The organism is Rhizobium sp. BK008 (assembly GCF_014197345.1).
In the GTDB taxonomy this organism is placed as follows: domain Bacteria; phylum Pseudomonadota; class Alphaproteobacteria; order Rhizobiales; family Rhizobiaceae; genus Rhizobium; species Rhizobium anhuiense.
The window spans coordinates 495,422-513,026 of record NZ_JACIFK010000004.1 but is presented as its reverse complement, the minus strand read 5'-3'; the positions used below and the strand labels follow the sequence as shown (position 1 = coordinate 513,026).

18 protein-coding genes and 1 tRNA gene are annotated in these 17,605 nt (G+C 61.9%); 12 read left to right on the top strand and 7 right to left on the bottom strand.

The genetic code is table 11. The annotated features are described in order from the left end of the window. A partial coding sequence (locus FHT69_RS33970) for a hypothetical protein (protein ID WP_210304287.1) occupies window positions 1-320 on the top strand: 320 nt, incomplete at its 5' end. Between the two features lie 103 nt (window positions 321-423). Here the strand turns inward: FHT69_RS33970 and FHT69_RS20390 are convergent. Continuing rightward, window positions 424-497 (bottom strand) — tRNA-Gln (locus FHT69_RS20390). Window positions 498-741: 244 nt separating this feature from the next. Between FHT69_RS20390 and FHT69_RS20385 the strand changes: the two genes are divergently transcribed. Genes FHT69_RS20385 through FHT69_RS20375 form a run of 3 tightly spaced genes read left to right on the top strand, consistent with a single transcriptional unit; the run spans window position 742 to window position 3,472 of the window. Next, window positions 742-2,304: a Ppx/GppA phosphatase family protein gene (locus FHT69_RS20385; RefSeq protein WP_183904209.1), complete on the top strand. Its 1,563-nt coding sequence runs from the start codon at window positions 742-744 to the stop codon at window positions 2,302-2,304. Window positions 2,305-2,312: 8 nt separating this feature from the next. Further along, on the top strand, window positions 2,313-3,032 hold the full coding sequence (locus FHT69_RS20380) for an RlmE family RNA methyltransferase (RefSeq protein WP_132574215.1): 720 nt from the start codon (window positions 2,313-2,315) through the stop codon (window positions 3,030-3,032). A 56-nt stretch (window positions 3,033-3,088) separates the two neighbouring features. Next, complete coding sequence (locus FHT69_RS20375; protein ID WP_028759083.1) at window positions 3,089-3,472, top strand: VOC family protein; 384 nt, start codon at window positions 3,089-3,091, stop codon at window positions 3,470-3,472. 110 nt (window positions 3,473-3,582) lie between these two features. Here the strand turns inward: FHT69_RS20375 and FHT69_RS20370 are convergent, their stop codons facing one another. Further along, a complete protein-coding gene (locus FHT69_RS20370; RefSeq protein WP_028759082.1) occupies window positions 3,583-5,007 on the bottom strand; it encodes a DHA2 family efflux MFS transporter permease subunit in 1,425 nt (474 codons plus the stop codon). 251 nt (window positions 5,008-5,258) lie between these two features. On the opposite strand from FHT69_RS20370, the gene FHT69_RS20365 reads away from it, so the two are divergent. The 3 genes from FHT69_RS20365 to FHT69_RS20355 all read left to right on the top strand — a co-directional run bounded on the left by FHT69_RS20365 (window position 5,259) and on the right by FHT69_RS20355 (window position 8,571). Continuing rightward, window positions 5,259-6,251 carry an MBL fold metallo-hydrolase gene (locus tag FHT69_RS20365; RefSeq protein ID WP_028759081.1) on the top strand — a complete coding sequence of 331 codons (993 nt, stop codon included), beginning with the start codon at window positions 5,259-5,261 and terminating at the stop codon, window positions 6,249-6,251. 278 nt (window positions 6,252-6,529) lie between these two features. Further along, complete coding sequence (gene guaB, locus FHT69_RS20360) at window positions 6,530-8,014, top strand: IMP dehydrogenase (protein WP_047613763.1); 1,485 nt, start codon at window positions 6,530-6,532, stop codon at window positions 8,012-8,014. 2 nt (window positions 8,015-8,016) lie between these two features. Beyond that, window positions 8,017-8,571 carry a hypothetical protein gene (locus FHT69_RS20355; RefSeq protein ID WP_047615297.1) on the top strand — a complete coding sequence of 185 codons (555 nt, stop codon included), beginning with the start codon at window positions 8,017-8,019 and terminating at the stop codon, window positions 8,569-8,571. A gap of 8 nt (window positions 8,572-8,579) precedes the next feature. On the opposite strand, the gene FHT69_RS20350 is transcribed toward FHT69_RS20355, so the two are convergent. Next, window positions 8,580-9,497 (bottom strand): LysR family transcriptional regulator, encoded by a 918-nt coding sequence (locus FHT69_RS20350; RefSeq protein ID WP_183905871.1) that lies wholly within the window; start codon window positions 9,495-9,497, stop codon window positions 8,580-8,582. A 92-nt stretch (window positions 9,498-9,589) separates the two neighbouring features. Between FHT69_RS20350 and FHT69_RS20345 the strand changes: the two genes are divergently transcribed. The 3 genes from FHT69_RS20345 to FHT69_RS20335 all read left to right on the top strand — a co-directional run bounded on the left by FHT69_RS20345 (window position 9,590) and on the right by FHT69_RS20335 (window position 11,724). Beyond that, window positions 9,590-10,345, top strand: a complete 756-nt coding sequence (locus FHT69_RS20345) for an SDR family oxidoreductase (RefSeq protein WP_183904210.1) — start codon at window positions 9,590-9,592, stop codon at window positions 10,343-10,345. A gap of 118 nt (window positions 10,346-10,463) precedes the next feature. Next, on the top strand, window positions 10,464-10,880 hold the full coding sequence (locus tag FHT69_RS20340; RefSeq protein ID WP_097542894.1) for an MAPEG family protein: 417 nt from the start codon (window positions 10,464-10,466) through the stop codon (window positions 10,878-10,880). A gap of 202 nt (window positions 10,881-11,082) precedes the next feature. Next, window positions 11,083-11,724: a TetR/AcrR family transcriptional regulator gene (locus FHT69_RS20335; RefSeq protein ID WP_097542933.1), complete on the top strand. Its 642-nt coding sequence runs from the start codon at window positions 11,083-11,085 to the stop codon at window positions 11,722-11,724. 6 nt (window positions 11,725-11,730) lie between these two features. On the opposite strand, the gene FHT69_RS20330 is transcribed toward FHT69_RS20335, so the two are convergent. Beyond that, window positions 11,731-12,687 (bottom strand): LysR substrate-binding domain-containing protein, encoded by a 957-nt coding sequence (locus FHT69_RS20330; RefSeq protein WP_003588350.1) that lies wholly within the window; start codon window positions 12,685-12,687, stop codon window positions 11,731-11,733. A gap of 255 nt (window positions 12,688-12,942) precedes the next feature. On the opposite strand from FHT69_RS20330, the gene FHT69_RS20325 reads away from it, so the two are divergent. Further along, window positions 12,943-13,242, top strand: coding sequence for a DUF1127 domain-containing protein (locus FHT69_RS20325; RefSeq protein ID WP_097542893.1), 300 nt, complete (start codon window positions 12,943-12,945; stop codon window positions 13,240-13,242). A 90-nt stretch (window positions 13,243-13,332) separates the two neighbouring features. Here the strand turns inward: FHT69_RS20325 and FHT69_RS20320 are convergent, their stop codons facing one another. Further along, window positions 13,333-14,184, bottom strand: coding sequence for a DUF937 domain-containing protein (locus FHT69_RS20320; RefSeq protein WP_183904211.1), 852 nt, complete (start codon window positions 14,182-14,184; stop codon window positions 13,333-13,335). A gap of 243 nt (window positions 14,185-14,427) precedes the next feature. Between FHT69_RS20320 and FHT69_RS20315 the strand changes: the two genes are divergently transcribed. Next, entirely contained in the window at window positions 14,428-15,312 is an 885-nt protein-coding gene (locus tag FHT69_RS20315; RefSeq protein ID WP_183904212.1) for a hypothetical protein, read from the top strand. A 31-nt stretch (window positions 15,313-15,343) separates the two neighbouring features. On the opposite strand, the gene FHT69_RS20310 is transcribed toward FHT69_RS20315, so the two are convergent. Together FHT69_RS20310 and FHT69_RS20305 are read right to left on the bottom strand one after the other, a co-directional pair. Then, window positions 15,344-16,717 carry a glutamate--cysteine ligase gene (locus tag FHT69_RS20310; RefSeq protein WP_168332580.1) on the bottom strand — a complete coding sequence of 458 codons (1,374 nt, stop codon included), beginning with the start codon at window positions 16,715-16,717 and terminating at the stop codon, window positions 15,344-15,346. 146 nt (window positions 16,718-16,863) lie between these two features. After that, window positions 16,864-17,601 carry a 16S rRNA (uracil(1498)-N(3))-methyltransferase gene (locus FHT69_RS20305; protein WP_097542889.1) on the bottom strand — a complete coding sequence of 246 codons (738 nt, stop codon included), beginning with the start codon at window positions 17,599-17,601 and terminating at the stop codon, window positions 16,864-16,866. Window positions 17,602-17,605: the final 4 nt, after the last annotated feature.

Sequence of the window (17,605 nt, the reverse complement as noted above, 5' to 3'; positions counted from 1 at the left end):
CTTCTTCGCCCTCCGCCAACACGACCGGCAAAGAATCCAATCGCCAAAAAAGCAAAACCCGCCGAAAAAATCGACGGGTTTGTCAGCAGTCTGAGGCGCCACTTGGGCGCCTTTCTCCTTATACGAGAGGGAACCGCGGTTACTTGATGTTGAGGATCGGCACAAACGAGGTCGGCAACTTGCCATCCCACTTCTCGGCCTTCGTCGGGCGAGACCGTCGGCGGATAACCCAAGGTGAATGGCAAAAATTCGTCGGAGCGGGATTCGTGGACGCGAACGAAGAGCCTTCAGTAGCCAGAAACGCGGGCTATGATTTTTAACGCGATAACTCGGCGATGATCCGGGAGAATGATGCGGAAAACTGTTCCGGTTGCTTCAGGGCTTAACCAGCTAAGTGACTGAAAAATAATGAAAAACAAGAATTGGCTGGGGAACCTGGACTCGAACCAAGATTAACGGAGTCAGAGTCCGTCGTTCTACCATTGAACTATTCCCCAGCAGTTGCCGCCGAAGCATGGCTTGGCTGCTGTGCGGCGCTTATAACCAAAAGCGGGCGGATTGCAAATACCCGTTTTGAAAAAATTCGGTGCCGTGCGGAGGACGTGAAACCAGCCGCAAATCCCCTGTCCAAAAAAGAATTTGGCGAATTCGGCGGGCGCTGATATTCTTGCGGCAACGCAAAAATCGAATGAGCGCCTGCTGCATACCTCAGGGACTTGCGCGGCGCGATGGAAAAAGAACGTGGAAGACCCCGAAGGCGGCGCCAAGCCGCAATTTGACGGGGCGTCGGCGGCAGGGCGCAAGGACGGCAAGAAGTCCAGGCGCCGCAAGGGCAAACGTGGCGGGCAATCCCGCAACGCTGCTCATCCCGCTTCGCATGAGCCTTCCGGCGGTGCCGGACAGCCTGCGCGCCCGATGGAAGATGCAGCCGGCAATCCGGCCCGCAAGCGCAAGCGCCGCCGTCGTGGCGGCCATGGTGTTGCGCAGAACGGTTCACCTCAACCTCCTGTGATGGAACAGGCCGCAGCGGCAGAGCATGCTGCCCGCTCCGATGGCGATTCGGCGCCGAGCCGGCGCAACCGCCGCAAGCATCGTGGCAAGCGCGGTCTGCAGGGCCGGCCGCTGACATCGGCAAAGCCTTCCAGTGCTCCGCAACAGGAAAGCCGCGTGGAAGAGGCGCGCATATCCGTTCCGCGCGAAACGCAGAACGGCGCGGCCGCCAATCGCAAGGGCCGTCAGGATGGCCAAATCAATCCCGGTTTTCAGGGGGATCGCCAGGCCGGCGACCACGCCTGGCCGGAGGAGCTCTACGCCGCTCTCGATCTCGGCACCAACAATTGCCGTCTGCTCATTGCCCAGCCGACCCGCCCGGGTCAGTTCCGCGTCGTCGACGCCTTTTCCCGCATCGTGCGCCTCGGCGAAGGCCTTGCGGCAAGCGGCCGTCTCTCGGATGAGGCGATGGAGCGGGCGATCGAGGCGCTGCGGATCTGCGCCTCCAAGCTCAGGAACCGGGAGATCCGCCGCATGCGGCTGATCGCCACCGAAGCCTGCCGCCAGGCGGTCAATGGCGAGGAATTCCTCAGCCGGGTCGTTGCCGAAACCGGCCTGACGCTCGAGATCATCGATCGCGAAACCGAAGCGCGGCTTGCCGTCTCCGGCTGCTCCTCGCTGGTCGGTCGCGAAACGCGCTCTGTCGTGCTGTTCGATATCGGCGGCGGTTCGTCGGAGATCGCCGTCATCCGCATCGGCGACAATCGCTTCAGCCGCCTCGCCAACCACATCACCCACTGGACCTCGCTGCCGGTCGGCGTGGTGACGCTGTCGGAGCGCCATGGCGGGCACGACGTCACGCCGGAGGCTTTCGAGGGCATGGTGCGCGAAGTCGAAGGCATGCTCGGAGGCTTCGATTGCCCGGAGATCGAGGTCGCCCAGACCGGCGACTTCCACCTGATCGGCACATCGGGCACGGTGACGACGCTTGCCGGCGTCCATCTCGACCTGCCGCGTTATGACCGGCGCAAGGTCGATGGCATCTGGCTGTCCGATGACGAGGTGTCCGCCATGCAGGCAAAGCTTCTCTCCTGGGATTTCGAAAGCCGCGCCGCCAATCCCTGCATCGGGCCGGATCGGGCCGATCTGGTGCTGGCCGGCTGCGCCATCCTCGAGGCGATCCGCCGCCGCTGGCCGAGCCCGCGCATGCGCGTTGCCGATCGCGGCTTGAGGGAAGGCCTGCTGACAGACATGATGGCCGATGATGGCGTGTGGCGGCGCCACCGCAACCGACGCGGCCAGAGAGCGAGATAGAGGAAGGCATGACCAAGGCACCGATCGCGGGAAACCGCACCGGCCGCAAGCTCGGCCAGCGCGTCAAGAACAAGAAGATGAAGGCCTCCTCGCGCCAATGGCTGGAGCGCCATATCAACGATCCCTATGTGCAGCGCGCCCAGCTCGAAGGTTATCGCGCCCGTGCCGCCTTCAAGCTGCTGGAGATCGACGAGAAACACCATATCCTGCGCGGCGCCAGGCGCATCATCGATCTCGGCGCTGCACCGGGCAGTTGGTCGCAGATCGCCGCCAAGGTCACCGGCTCGACGGATGAGGATATCCGCGTGGCCGCGATCGATTTCCTCGAAATGACCCAGCTGCCCGGCGTGAAGATCCTGCAACTCGACTTTCTCGATCCCACTGCACCGGAAAAGCTGCTGGAGGCGGTCGGCGGCACGCCCGATCTCGTCATATCGGACATGGCCGCACCCACCACCGGCCATCACCGCACCGATCATCTGCGCACCATGCATCTCTGCGAAGTGGCGGCCCATTTCGCCGTCGAGGTGCTTCAGGAAGGCGGGCACTTCCTGACCAAGACCTTCCAGGGCGGCACCGAGCGTGATCTGCTCGCCATGCTGAAGCAGAACTTCCGCCAGGTCGTGCATGTCAAGCCGAACTCGTCGCGCGCCGAATCGGTCGAGATGTTCCTGCTCGCCAAGGGCTTCAAGGGGCGCAAGGCGGAAGGTGAAGCAGAGCAAGCTTGATCTTGGGGCCGGTCCTGTCCGATGATGCGGCCCTAAGATTGGAACCGCTGATCCCCATGCTTCTTTACGTCACGCTCGGAACCAACGACCTTTATCGCGCAGGGCATTTTTATGATGCCGTGCTGCCCGTGCTCGGCTATCGCCGCCAGCGCGATTCGGAGGAGGAAATCGGCTATGCCGCCGATGGCGATACGCGCTGCCGCTTCTGGGTGGTGACGCCCTTCAATCGCCGTCGGGCGACGTCGGGCAATGGCGTCATGGTGGCCTTTGCGGCCGAGCGCCGGGCGGATGTCGATGCCTTCCATGCGGCGGCGATAGCCGCGGGCGCCGTCGATGAGGGCGGGCCGGGCCTGCGCTCCTACCATGCCCATTTCTATGCCGCCTATGTGCGCGATCTCGACGGCAACAAGCTCTGTGCCGTCTGCGAAAGTCCCGAATAGAGCATGTCGCGCAAAAGTGTGCAGCGGTTTTGCGCTATAGACATGCGAAAAACCAAAGATCTAAAGCGTGGCAAGCGAATCCGAATGATCGCGACACGCTTTAGGCTGCCTTATTTCACCGCGTGCTGCTCGGCCTCAACGGTTGCTGCCGCCATCGCCTTCGAGCGGTGTCCGGAAACGAGCGCGCCGGCATTGCGGTCCATCCGGATGAAGGGAATGGTCGCAATAATAGTCAGCCCGGCGATGATGTAGAAGGCGAGGTGGAAGTCGGCGACCTGCAATTCCTCGCCGCTGATATAGATCGAGCTCTCCAGGATCGCGGCGGCGACCGCGACGCCGAGCGCCAGGCTGATCTGCTGCATCACCGAGCTCATCGAGGTCGCCTGGCTGGCTTCGGCATCATTGATGTCGGCAAAGGCGAGCGCATTGACGCCGGTGAACATGAAGGAGCGGGAGAAGCCGCCGAGCAGCAGCACGCCGATGATGACGAGGTGCGGTGTCGACGGCGTGAACAGGCCGGTGACGACAGTCACCAGCGTCGTCACCATGGCGGCGGCAAGCAGCGTCGTGCGGAAGCCGGCGGCGGCGAAGACGCGCTTCGCCATGAATTTGGTGGTGATCGCCCCGATGGCTCCCGCAAAGGTGATGAGGCCGGATTGGAACGGCGTCAGCCCGAATCCGAGCTGCAGCATCAGCGGCGTCAGGAAGGGCATGGCGCCGACGCAGATGCGAAACAGCGTGCCGCCCAAGGTGGAGGCCCGGAAGGTCGGGTTCTTGAACAGGTTGAGGTTGAGGATCGGGGCCGGATGGCGCTTGGCGTGGCGCACATAGAGAAAGCCGCAAGCAAGGCCGATCAGAGTGGCGGTGACGCCGATGACGGGGGGCAGGGCCGGCAGGCTGACCACCGACAGGCCGAAGACGACGCCCGCGGCCGAAAGCGAGGTGAGCACGAAACCGGTGAAATCGAGCTTCGGCGGCGCCGTCGCCTCCACTTCCGGCAGGAAGATCGTCGCCAGCCAGATGCCGATGATGCCGACCGGCACGTTGATCAGGAAGATCCAGTGCCAGCTGAAATAGGTGGTGATGAAGCCGCCGAGCGGTGGTCCGGTGAGCGGGCCGACGAGCGCCGGGATGGTCAGCAGCGCCATGGCCGAGACCAGATCGCTGCGCTTCGTCGTGCGCACCAGCACCAGGCGACCGACCGGGGTCATCATCGCGCCGCCCATGCCCTGCAGGAAGCGGGCGAAAACGAATTCGACGAGGTTGGAGGAGATGGCGCAGAAGATCGAGCCGATGACGAAGACTGATATGGCAAGCCGGAAGATCTTCTTGGCGCCGAACCGGTCAGCCATCCAGCCGCTCACCGGGATGAACACGGCAAGCGCCACCATGTAGGAGGTCAGCGCCAGCTTCAGCGTGATCGGCCCGACATGCAAATCACTAGCGATCGCCGGCAGCGCCGTCGCAATGACAGTCGAATCCATCTGTTCCATGAAGAGGGCGACGGCGAGGATCAGCGGGACGATGCGGTTCATAGGCGGGAGCCTTGATGGGGCAGCGGATTGGAGCTGGGAAGGCCAGTGCTGTTTAGTCCCAGTTCCCAGCCGTGCCAATCCCCAAATCCGGGTCCACGAGACGTTTGCTTCACGTCTGCGTGAGACGACTTGCGCATCAACGTCGGCAGTCAAGATTGACATATGTCTACTTGGCCGGAGCAAGAAATCCGGCCGGGATCGACACTGCGGGCCGTGCGGCGACGCATCGCACGTCATAAGAGGATGGACATATGGCAATTTCATCGGGAATAAAGCGGCGCACCCTTTTTGCCGCAGGCCTTGGCATGCTCGCGGCGCCGGCAATTTTTAAAGAGAGGGCCGAAGCGGCCGCAACTGGAGAAAGCAATCATATGGATGGAACGCTTTTGCCCGAGATCAATCAATTCAAGCTCGGTTCCTATAAGTTCACCGTCGTCCGTGACGGCACCAGCATCGTCGAAAAGCCCTATGAAACCTTCGGCACCAATCAGAACCCCGAAACGGTCCAGGCGTTGCTGACCGCAAACTTCCTGCCGGCCGACAGGTTCATGAGCTTCTACACGCCGGCTCTCATCGATACCGGTTCGGATGTCATCCTCGTCGATACCGGCTTCGGCGTTGCCGGCCGCGCTCGCGGCGCCGGCCAACTGACCGAAGGCCTGAAAGCGGCAGGCTATTCGGCCGACGACGTCACGCTGGTGGCGCTGACCCATCTGCACGGCGATCATATCGGCGGCCTGATGGAAAGCGGCACGGCTGCCTTCAAGAATGCCCGCTATGTCGTCGGCCAGGCGGAATATGATTTCTGGTCGGACAAGGCACGCGAGGGCACGCCGGCCGAAGGCAGTCACAAGGCGGTGCTCGCCAATGTCGCACCGCTCGCCGAAAAGACCACCTTCATCAACGACGGCGATAGCGTCGCGCCCGGCATGACGGCGATGCTGGCGGCCGGCCACTCGCCGGGGCATATGGTGTTCCACGTCGAATCCGAGGGCAAGCGCCTGATGCTGACCGGCGATACGGCCAATCACTATATCCTGTCGCTGCTGCGGCCGGATTGGGAGGTGCGCTTCGACATGGACAAGGCGCAGGCGGCGGCCACGCGCCGCAAGGTTTTCGAGATGATCGCGACCGACAAGATCGCCTTCCTCGGCTACCACATGCCGTTCCCGGCGGTCGGCTTCGTCGAGAGGCAGGATGGCGGTTATCGCTTCGTGCCGAAGACCTACCAGTTCGACATCTGATCTGGAGCAATTCCAGCAAAAACGCGCAGCGACTTTCCCGGGAATGCGTAAAAAGAAGGATCTGAAGCGCGAGCGGCGAATCTGAAAGATCGCGATGCGCTTTGGACGCATGGCACCCATGACGAGCCCGGCGGACGCGCCGGGCTTTTTGCTATTTCCTTCCTGTCATAGACGTGTTACCAGCCCTCGCCAACTTCCAAGCAACTCATGCACACCGCCGGGGCGGACGATTCGTTTCCGGGCCGGGTTGCATTTTTCTTAAATGAAGGAATTTGGCCATGGCACGCATCATAGAAACGGCAACCGGCGCGGACGCGCTTACCTTTGACGACGTCCTGCTGCAGCCGGGACATTCCGAGGTCATGCCCGGCCAGACGAATATCTCCACGCGCATCGCTCGGGATTTCGAACTCAACATCCCGATCATCTCATCCGCCATGGATACGGTCACCGAGAGCCGCCTGGCGATCGCCATGGCCCAGGCCGGCGGCCTCGGCGTCATTCACCGCAACCTGACGCCGATCGAGCAGGCCGAGCAAGTCCGGCAAGTGAAGAAGTTTGAAAGCGGCATGGTCGTCAATCCGGTGACGATCGGCCCCGATGCCACGCTTGCCGATGCACTCGGGCTGATGAAATCCTACAGCATTTCCGGCATCCCCGTCGTGGAGAAGTCCGGCCGCCTCGTCGGCATCCTGACCAACCGCGACGTCCGCTTCGCTACCGATCAGGAACAGAAGATCCATGAACTGATGACCAAGGACAAACTGGTCACCGTCAAGGAAAACGTCGATCAGCAGGAGGCCAAGCGCCTGCTGCATTCGCATCGCATCGAGAAGCTCCTGGTGGTCGATGCCGAAGGCCGCTGCGTCGGCCTCATCACCGTCAAGGATATCGAGAAGTCGCAGTTGAACCCGAACGCTTCCAAGGATGCGCAGGGCAGACTTCGGGCTGCGGCCGCCATCAGCGTCGGCGATGACGGCTTCGAGCGCGCCGAACGGCTGATCGAGGCCGGCGTCGATCTTCTGGTCGTCGACACCGCCCATGGTCATTCGCAACGCGTCCTCGATGCCGTCACCCGGGTCAAGAAGCTTTCCAACTCGGTGCGCATCATGGCCGGCAACGTCGCCACCTATGACGGCACCAGGGCGCTGATCGATGCCGGAGCGGATGCGGTCAAGGTCGGTATCGGTCCGGGTTCGATCTGCACGACGCGCATCGTCGCCGGCGTCGGCGTGCCGCAGCTCGCCGCCATCATGTCGGCGGTGCAGGCCGCGAATGATCAGGACGTGCCCGTCATCGCCGATGGCGGCATCAAGTTCTCCGGCGATCTGGCCAAGGCGATCGCCGCCGGCGCTTCCGCCGTCATGATCGGCTCGCTGCTGGCCGGCACCGATGAGAGCCCGGGCGAGGTCTATCTCTACCAGGGACGCTCCTTCAAGGCCTATCGCGGCATGGGCTCCGTCGGCGCCATGGCTCGCGGCTCGGCCGACCGCTACTTCCAGGCCGAGGTGCGCGACACGCTGAAGCTCGTGCCGGAGGGCATTGAGGGCCAGGTGCCTTACAAGGGGCCGGTCTCGGGCGTCATCCACCAGCTCGCCGGCGGCCTCAAGGCGGCCATGGGTTATGTCGGCGGCAAGGACCTCAAGGACTTCCAGGAGCGGGCCACGTTCGTGCGCATCTCCGGTGCCGGTCTTCGCGAAAGCCATGCCCATGACGTGACGATCACCCGCGAGAGCCCGAATTATCCGGGCGCCGGCCTCTGATCATGAAGGCGGGCAGCGGGATTCCTCTCTGGATCGTCGCGCTGCTCGCAGCCCTCTGCCTTGCCGTGCTCGCCTGGACGACCTTCGGTTTCGTCGTTCCGTTCAAGCACGAAACCGGGCAGGCGGTGCTCGATACCTATTTCGCCGGTTACGATGAGTCGGCGGTCTTCCACATGCAAAAGCTGCTCGATGAGAACGAGACGGCGACCAGGTTGCTGCGCGCTATGTATTTCGGGCCGGAGCTGGTCTTTCCGGCACTGCTGACGGCACTGCTGTTCCTCGCCTTCCTCAAGCTCGGTCCTGCCGGTGCGTGGTTTGGCCGATCGGTGCATCCGCTTGTCGGCAGGGCGATCTATCTGCTGCCGTTCATCTACGGCATCGCCGATTACGGCGAGAACATCTCGAGCCTCATCGCCTTCGGTAATGGTGCGCCCTCAACGCTTGCAACGCAGCTGCTGCCGTGGATGACGCGGCTGAAATTCGCAAGCCTCGCCATCTGCTTCATCCTCATTGTCCGGCTTGCCATCGGCCGCTGGCTTGCGCCGCGTGAAGATTGAGGGTGCCATCAGCCTGTCCACCGCCACGTCGGATTTGCAAGCCGCGCCACCATGAAATCCGAGAGCACCTCCACCTTCGCAGGTCGAGCTCGGGCAGAGGGCGTGACGAAATAGAGCGCTCCGCTCGGCAGCGTCCAGTCGGGTAGGATCGCTTTCAACCTGCCATCGGCGAGATATTCGTGCGCCATGAATTCCGGCAGCTCTACAACCCCAAGTCCGTGCAACGCCATTGGAATCAAGGCTTGCGAATTGGTGGAGCGCAAGGGACCGGCCGGCACGACAACTTCCTCTTCGCCTGCCTTATTGCGAAAGCGCCAGATGTCCTGGCGCGGCCGATAGGCGTATCCTAGACAATGATCGGCCTTAAGCTCGCGCGGATGTCGCGGCGTGCCGTATCGATCGAGGTACGCAGGTGCAGCGAGAATGAAGGGAGCCACCGCTGCCAGCCTCCGGGCGACCAATGAGGAATCCGGCAGAACGGCAATTCTCAGGGCAGCATCGAATCCGTCTCCCACCAGGTCGACGACGGCGTCGCTCATATGCAGGTCGATAGAAATATCGGGATAGAGGTCGAAAAAATCGGGCAGGATCGGCGCCAGCCAGCGTGTGCCGAAGGCCATCGGCGCGGCAAGCCGGATAAGCCCTCGCGGTCGGCTGGACAGCTCGCGCGCTGCATTTTCCGCAGCCTCTGCCTCCGCATAGAGCCGCGAGGCACTGTCGACCAATCGCAAGCCGAAATCGGTCAGCGCCAGTTGCCGCGAGGTGCGGTTGAAAAGCCGTGCGCCAAGTCTCTCCTCCAGCCGGCTCACGGCCCGCGAAACGGTAGGCACCGATACACCGAGCGTCCTAGCGGCGCGAGCGAAAGAACGCTCTTCGGCCACCTTGGCGAACATGGCCAGGCCTTCGAAATCCGGAAAGTTCGTCATTTCATTCCTGTAACGATAGCTTTCATTTCTTTCTATTTCGAAACGTTTCTCGCGTCCATATCTCAGTCTCGGTCGAACAACAGGAGACGACAATGACACAGAGATTGAGTGGAAAGATCGCAGTGATTACCGGCGCGACATCGGGCATTGGCCTTGCCACTGCCAAGCGTTTCGCCGCCGAAGGCGCCCAGCTTTTCGTGACCGGCCGGCGCAAGGACGTGCTCGACGCGGCGGTTACGGAAATAGGGGGTAAGGTTGTCGGCATCCAGGCGGACTCGGCAGAGCTTGCAGACCTTGATCGGCTCTATGAACGCGTGAAAGCCGAAGCCGGCCGGATAGATGTGCTGTTCGTCAATGCCGGCGGTGGTTCGATGCTGCCGCTCGGCGAAATTACCGAAGAGCAGTATGACGACACGTTCGACAGAAATGTGAAAGGTGTTCTTTTCACCGTGCAGAAGGCTTTGCCGCTGCTCGGTTCGGGCTCATCGGTTATCCTGACGGGATCGACGGCGGGCTCGACCGGCACTCCGGCCTTCAGCGTTTACGCCGCCTCGAAGGCCGCGTTACGAAGCTTTGCTCGCAACTGGATCCTTGATCTCAAGGATCGCGGCATTCGTATCAATACGCTGAGCCCCGGTCCTACAAAGACAACTGGTCTCGTCGAACTCGCCGGTAAAGATGAGGCGCAACAGCAGGGCTTGCTCGATTATCTCGCAACCCAGGTGCCAATGGGGCGCGTCGGCCGCGCCGAAGAGATCGCCGCCGCCGCACTCTTCCTCGCTTCCGACGATTCGAGCTTCGTCACCGGTATCGAACTCTTCGCCGACGGCGGCGCCGCGCAGGTGTGACGAAATCCGGCGGCCCGCCAATGTTGGATGGCGGGCCGCCGACGCTGGTATCCCGCTCGTCTTTCGACTAATGCTCGCGTTGAAAGCGGAAGCAGAAGCGGAAAGGAAACGGCCACATATGACCGGCTATCAAATCTTCTGGCCACTCCTCGCCCATGTGGCCCTGGTCTACGGTCTTTATGCGCTGCTCGGCATGCGGCGCGCGAAAATGGTCCGCGCCGGCAGCATCGCCAAATCGGATTATCGCGAAAATCGCGGCGAGCCGGCCGAAAGCCTCATCGTCAAGAACTGCCTCGCCAATCAGTTCGAACTGCCCGTGCTGTTCTACGCCTGCTCAATTCTTCTCTATATCACCGAGGCCGACAATCTCATCTCTGTCGTCCTCGCCTGGGCCTTCGTCGCCCTGCGCTACGCCCATGCCGCCATTCACGTCACCAGCAACGATATGCGCTATCGCAGCCCGATCTTCGCCGCAGGTTACATCATACTCGCCGCCATGTGGGTATGGCTCGCCGCATGGATGGCGATGAGCTGAGGAGCGCGTGCGCCTCGTCCGTCACTGACCGGTCACGCGGCTGACACCGTATCGGTACCGGTTGCGATGGGTAAAATCACATCCTGGAATCGTGATCGTCACGGGCTTTTCTCAACCGTTAAAATGCGAGCATTTCCATTTACCGCCGATGAACACCCTGCATGTCATGCCTTCCGCCGCGAACAATAAATATGGGAACGACATGGGCGCGGAAAGCATGGATCGGATCGGCTTGCGCAGGAAGCCGAAGCAGGAACGCAGCATCCAGAGGCTGGATCTCATCCTTGCCGCGGCCGCCAGGATCATTGCCGAAAAGGGCGTCAGCGCCATGCGGATGACGGAACTCGCCGTCGCCGCCAAAGTGCCGATCGGTTCGGTTTACCAGTATTTTCCCGAGAAGGCGGCGATCGTCAAAGCCCTGTTCGACCAGCACGCTTCGGCGATCCAGGCGAAGACGGCGGCGATGTTTGCCGACGTCAGGTCGCTCGACCAGGCGCTCGACCGCGTTTGCGCCATCATCGACTGGTATTACGATTTCTACCATGACGATCCCGTCTATCTCGGCGTCTGGATGGGCACGGAGACCGATCAGGATCTGCTGCAGCTGAACATCGAGCATAGCGGCCGTGTCGCCGGTATCTTCCATAACGCCGTGCGCGATCTCACTCCCGACCTTTGCGACGAGGATATGTACGCGCGCACTTACCTGTTCAGCCACCTGATCGGCGCCGTCATCCGGCTTGCCGCCGTCAGCGACAAGGAGTTGGCGCGGCGCATGCTCGACCAATGGAAGCGCGTCATCCGCGCCTCCCTTTTCACCACGACCGTGCCTGCTGCTGCTTGAGTCGGCTTACCAGCTCGGAACCATATTGGCGGCCTTCAGCCGCGGATAAAGGCGTGCCTGGGCGGATTTGACATCGGCCTCGAGGGTATCGTCGACGACGGCAGGGGTGATGTTGTCGAGGCAGGCGGTGATATGCGCCGTGATCGCGTTCATCAGCGAGAGCGAAACGCCCGGCCGCTTCATGATGCCGATCTGCACCGGCGGCAGCGCCGGAAAACCGTCGGCCTGGCTCAGTACCTTCATGCCTGTTCGCAATGCCGATTCCGGCATGACCGAAACCGCCATGCCGGCAAGCACGGCAGCGGCAACCACGGTGCAGGACCAACTGGTGAACAGGATCTGGTGCTCGCGTCCCACAGCATCGAGCGCCGAGCAGGCGAGCTGGCGCCACTGGCAGTCGCGCCGGCCGACGGCAAGCGGCACCGGCGCGTCGTCGCGGATCGGATGGTTGGCCGAGCCCACCCAGCAGAGCGGCTCGGTTCTCACCACATCGGACATGCGCTCGCGCGGATTGTGGGTGACGAGGGCGATGTCGAGCTCGCCTTTGTGCATGCGCTCGGCGAGATCCACCGAAGGCTCGCAGACGATGTAGAGTTCGACATTCGGATGCGTCTTGGCGAAGCGGCCGATGATTTCGGGCATGTAGCGGTCGGCATAATCGTCCGGCGTGCCGATCCGCAGCGTCCCCTCCAGCCTGTTGTCGTCGAAGGCGGCGATCGCCTCATTGTTGAGGCGAATGATGCGCCGGGCATAGTTGAGCAGCTTCTCACCCTCGACCGTCAGCCGGTTGCCGCGCCCATCCTTGATGAACAGCTGCTTGCCGATGCGCTCTTCGAGGCGGCGCATCTGCATGGAGACGGCCGATTGGGTCTTGTAGACCCTGTCGGCCGCCTTGGTGAAGCTGCCGGAATCGACGATGGCGATGAAAGTCTGCAGTTGGTCGAGATCAAGAGGTGCGGACATGGTTTCACCCATAAAGATAGCTGATGATAATCATTAGAAACATTCGTTGGACTGATCAATAGGTCTTTGGCATCTTCGGGATGCAAATCAAAGCAAAGTGAAGGACAGACACCCTGCCTGTCTAAGCGGAATTCAGCTTGCTCCTTCCCGCATGACCTCGCGGGAGGGGTGGGTTGCGTTGCGCGCCGATCTAAAACGTTACAGCGCCCTTTATGCGTCTAAAGACGTGCGGCACTGTACAGAAAGGAGAGTTCAATGCGCATGACAGACCGGACACTCGAACTCGACTGCGGCAAGCCGACCCCGACGTTTTTCCAGCGTCTGGCGGCAGGCCTCGCACCGTTGGCCTCTCTCTTTCGCGTGTTCCGCAATCGCATGGAGATCAACGCGCTGCATGATCTGAACGACACGCAGCTGAGGGATATCGGCCTTACCCGGTCCGATCTGACCTCCGCGTTCCTGGCGTCGACCTTTTTCGAGGACCCGTCGGAACATCTGACGCGTTCGGCGCGCAATCGCTGGCGCCTGTCGTCTCTTTTGCGCTCCTACGAATAGTAGGAGCGTCGAGTTTCCCCGCAGGGTGATAGCCAATAGCCCTGCCGCTTGACCCGGTGATAGGCTTTCCCAAGCCATCTCCGGGTTTTTTTATTCGGAGGAGGGTTTCGGCCGGTAGGTTTCGAAGATCGCTTCCAGGTTCTTCTGGTAGCTCTTCTGCACTTCCAGTCCACTGTCGAACATGGCGTTCAGCATCTGGGTATAGCTGTCGGCATTGACCTTCGCCTCTTCCTTGGGCGCCTCCGGTGTCTTGGCCTTGGTCGGGGCCGCCGGCTGCTGGCCGAGCCCGCCCATCATCTCCTGGAAGGCCTTGGCGAAGGGATTGTCGAGGAAGGGGTTGGGCGTCTGCGTCGGCGCAGGCTTCGGCACCGAAAACATCTGCTGCATCGCCTGCGTGAACGGATTGTCGAAGATGCTGGGCTCCGGGGCCGGTTTCGGCGCGAAGCCGGTACTCTCAAGCCATTTCTGGATGGTCTCGCCCATCGCCGTGTTGAAGAAGGGGTTGACCGGCGAGGCCATCTGTCCGGTCGTCTGCTTGAAGAGCCCGCCCATCAGCGTATCGGCCAGCACGGGCAGCATCCGCTTGTAGATATCCTGGCCGATGCCGGTCATCTGTGCGGCCTGGGCGGCGACTGCGCGCGAAACCTCCTTCGAGCCGAAAAGCTGGGCAAGGATGTTGTTGCCGTCTGAAATGCCCTCCGGTGTGAAGGCCCGGCTCATATCCTCGAAATAGCGCCCATAGTTGCCGGAGGAGACCGCCTGCATCAGCCCGACGAAATCGTAAGGATTGCTGGTGCTGCGCTTCAGCCCGGCGGAAAAGGCCGGCATCAGCGCCGCCATCGCCTTCGTCGCCTGTTCCTGCGCGAGGTTGAACTGCCGGGCGATCGCTTCCATCGCCGCGCCATTCTGCGCCTGCATCATCATGTCGAAGAGTGGCAGCATGGAGGTCCCTTTCCCCGAGTCGTGACGCGTTGTAACGCCACTATAACCTGAAATGCTCATGCGCAAACGGCTTTTTGCCATAAGAACTTAGGGAAGAATTTGGCCGGTGTTACCCGGCCGAGGCCCCAGCGAACCGAGCTCACGAGCGAAAGCGGCCACAACGACGGCAGGCTGTCACGCCTTAACCAGCATCTATGCTATCCTCACCGGAAACCGATCCCTGCGCGCCGGCGTTTTCCTTCCATGGCCGAGACGAAATCCCCCGCTGGTCACGACGAGGCGCCGCCCGGTGAAGACGGTGAAAAGCCCGGCGCGGATATTTCCTTTCCCTATGACAGGATGACCGTCGAGCAATTCCGAAGACGCTTTCCCCGTGCCCGCTGGAGCGATGCCCGCAAGGCTTGGTTTGTTCCCGGCCGGACGGCGTCCCGCCGCATCGGACGGTGGCTTGCCGAGATGGAGGCCGAAGCCGACGCCCACGCCGATGCGAAGGGACGCGACGCCTTCGTCTTCGATCCGATCGACAGTCCCTACCTCGAATTCGGCAAGGCAGGTTTCCGAATTCGCACACCCTATTCGAAAACTGTTGTCGACAAACTGCGCGAGGTGCCGTTTTCACGGTGGGACGGTGATCTCAGAATATGGCACGTTCCCTTCCGGTCCTATGAGGAACTCCGACGACGGTGGCCTGATATCGAGACTGCGGCGCGCAGAAACGAACCGGCGGAGAGACGGCGTCGCGCCGAGGAGCGCAAGGGAACCGAACAGGATATACGCAGCAAGCGCCGCTCCGCGGAACGCAAGCGTCATCGTTACCCGCTTCAGAGCGATGACTTGCCGCCGATCGAGCGTCCGGTGGCCACTGCCTATGGAATCGTCGTCTTTACTGACATCTCAGGCGAACTGGTCGAGCCGGACGTCATTGCGGACTTCTATCCCGGCGTAACCGAAGATCGCGTCTGGGGACATTGGCGGGTTCCCACACTCGAAGAACTCGTCCGCACCTGGCCGGCGAAAGTTCCTCCGGTTGAGGACGCCGAGTGGTGGCTGCCGACCATTGAGGAACTGAGACCGGCTCGCCGTACGGCACGATCGCGTGAAGCCAGGAAGCGCGCGAAGGCGCCGTGAACCAACTTGAATTCCTTGAAACAGTCTCGCCTCAGTACTGATAGTCCTCGAAGACGGGTTCCACGGAACCGTTCCAGCGGCCGTGATAGAGCGACAGCAGATCCTCGGCGAGCGTTGCTTTCTTGGCGAGCACTTCGTCGAGCGGCGCAAGGAAGATGGTCTCGTCCTGGCCTTCGCCGTTGAGCTTGCCGCGCGCCTTGAGGCCGGCCTTTGAAATGCCGACCACCTCGCGCGCCATGTCGAAGAGCGGATGGCCGCGGAATTGCGCCTTCAAGCCTTCGGCGGGAACGGCATTGCGCAGGGCGCTGATCTCGGCAAAGCTCCAATCCTTCGTCAGTTCGTCGGCGGCCTCGAGGGCCGTATCGTCGTAGAGCAGGCCGACCCAGAAGGCCGGCAGCGCACAGATGCGCCGCCAGGGGCCGCCGTCGGCGCCGCGCATTTCCAGGAAACGCTTCAGCCGCACGTCGGGGAAGAGTGTCGAAAGATGGTTCGTCCAGTCCCCCATCGTCGGCGCCGGATCGGCGACTTCGCCCTTCAACGCGCCGTTCATGAACTGGCGGAAGGTGACATGGGTACAGTCGTGATAGTGGCCGTCGCGGACGATGAAATACATCGGCGCGTCGAGCGCCCATTCGGCATAATCGCGGAAGCCGAAATCGTCGCGGAAGGTGAAGTCGAGCAGGCCGGCGCGTTGGTTATCGACATCGCGCCAGATATCGCCGCGCCAGGAAAGCAGCCCGTTCGGCTTGCCTTCGGTGAAGGGCGAAGATGCGAAGAGGGCGGTCGCCAGCGACTGCAGCTTCATCGAGACGCGCATCTTCTTGCGCATGTCGGCTTCCGAGGAGAAATCGAGATTCACCTGGATCGTGCAGGTGCGGTACATCATGTCGAGACCCTGGGTGCCGACCTTCGGCATATAGCGGGTCATGATCTCGTAGCGTGATTTCGGCATTTGCGGGGTTTCCGCATAGGTCCATTTCGGACTGCCGCCGATGCCGAGGAAGCGGATGCCCATCGGCTCGGCGATTTCGCGCAGCGTCGCCAGATGCTGGTTCGATTCCTTGCAGGTCTCGTGGATCGTCTCCAGTGGTGCGCCGGAGAGTTCGAACTGGCCGCCGGGCTCGATCGAGATCGCGCCCATGCCGTTCTGCTCGGCAAGGCCGATGATGTTGCCGCCGTCGGTGATCGGCTCCCAGCCGCTTTTCTTCTGCAAGCCGGTCAAAAGGGCCGAAATGCTGGCATCGCCGAAATAGGGAACCGGACTGTTGTCGGCGCGGAAGAAGGCGAACTTCTCGTGTTCGGTGCCGATCCGGAAGCGCTCCCGCGGCTTGTTGCCGGCGGCAATGTAATCGGTCAGATCCTGGACCGAAGAGAGCGGTGTCTGGTCGGTAGTGTCGCGGGCCATGCGGGATACCTGTATTCAAAAAGGCGCCCAGGGGGCCGGGCAGTTGGAAGGGTGATTAGGACCCAAGCCACCCATGTTGCAAGTGAAATTGTTTCAACGACGCATCAAAAAAATAGCAGCGATTTCCATGTCAACCCGTTTTCGACCTAATTCCAGTCGCCGATCGCCGCCTGGACCACCGCCAGCGCCGCAACGGCCGCCGTATCGGCCCTGAGGATGCGCGGTCCGAGCGGAATGGCGGTGACGAAATCGAGGCTTCGAAGCCGCGCCCGTTCCTCTTCCGAAAAGCCGCCTTCCGGCCCGACGAGCAGAGCAAGATGCTTTTCGCGGATCGCCGACAGCACCGGCAGCGGGTTCTGCCCGGCGTCGCCCTCGTCGCAATAGATGATGCGGCGCTCGCTCGGCCAGCGGTCGAGCAGGTCGAGAAGCCTCACCGGCTCGGTCACATCGGGGATGCCGAGAATGCCGCATTGTTCCGCCGCCTCGACGACATTGGCGCGCAGCTTGTCGAGATTGGTGATCTTGCCCTGGACGTGCTGGGTCATGACCGGCTGCAGCAGGCCGGCTCCCATTTCCACAGCCTTCTGCACGAGATAATCCATGCGGCCGACCTTGAGCGGCGCAAACAGATAATGCAGGTCGCAAGGCTGCGGCTGCGGCCGGGTCTCTTCGGTTGCCGTCAAGACGATGCGTTTGCGCGTAGGAAAAGTGAGGCTCGCCTTCCACTCGCCGTCGCGGCCGTTGAAGAGCAGGATCTCCGCCCCTTCCTCCATCCTCAGCACATTGGCGAGATAGTTGAACTGGTCGGTATTTGCCTCGAGGACGGCGCCGCGGGAAAGCGGCGCGTCGACGAAAAGCCGTTGCATACGGAAATTGGCGCGCATTCGA